Below are 835 nucleotides of genomic sequence, written 5' to 3' on the forward strand. Positions count from 1 at the left end.
GTGAACTGCATGGGGTCAGCCGCTCGTGGTTCTACAAACAACAAGGCCGGCAGGAGGTGGACGTCGACCAGGCGCTGGTGAGCGACATCGAGGCGGTGGTCGAGGAATTCAGCGGTTACGGATATCGGCGCGTCACCCACGAGCTGGCCCGGCGAGGCCGTCCGGCCAACCACAAACGGGTGCTGCGGGTCATGCGGGAACGTCGGTTGCTCTGCCGACCGAAACGGCGCTATCGAGCCACCACTGACTCCAATCACAGTGAGAAGCGTTTTCCCAATCTGCTGCGCGAAATCGTCCCGGTGCGGCCGGATCAGGTCTGGCAAGCCGACCTGACCTACGTGCGTGTTCAGCGGGGCTTCGTGTACCTCGCTTGCGTGCTGGACAGCTTTACCCGTGAGATCGTGGGCTGTTCCATGTCGAAGTTCCTGGATGCGGATTTGCCGCTGGCAGCACTGAACAACGCGCTCGCAGCGCGTTGTCCTGCCCCAGGCTTACTGCACCATTCGGACCAGGGGGTGCAATACGCCAGCCGGGTTTACGTGGACCGCTTGCGGTCCGCGGGCATCACGCCGAGCATGTCCAGGACCGGGAATCCCTACGACAATGCCAAGATGGAGAGCTTCTACAAGACCCTGAAGACCGAGGAGGTCGATCTGCAAGAGTACGTGGATTTGGACGACGCCCGACGGCACATTGAGTTCTTTATTGCTGACCTGTACAACCGCCGCCGACTGCACTCCAGTCTGGGGTACATCCCACCTGCCGAGTTCGCCGCCCGCTACACTGCCGCCCAGATGTGACTTGCCCCGCGGTCCGCTTGATTGGGTTCACTCCA

At 61.8% G+C, this 835-nt stretch carries 1 protein-coding gene; it reads left to right on the top strand.

Going from position 1 to position 835, the window contains the following annotated elements:
- Nucleotides 1-800 (top strand): IS3 family transposase (locus IEY21_RS16665; RefSeq protein ID WP_188905461.1); only part of this gene is annotated, 800 nt, incomplete at its 5' end.
- Nucleotides 801-835 lie beyond the last annotated feature (35 nt).

This window comes from Deinococcus aerophilus, from assembly GCF_014647075.1.
Taxonomy (GTDB): domain Bacteria; phylum Deinococcota; class Deinococci; order Deinococcales; family Deinococcaceae; genus Deinococcus; species Deinococcus aerophilus.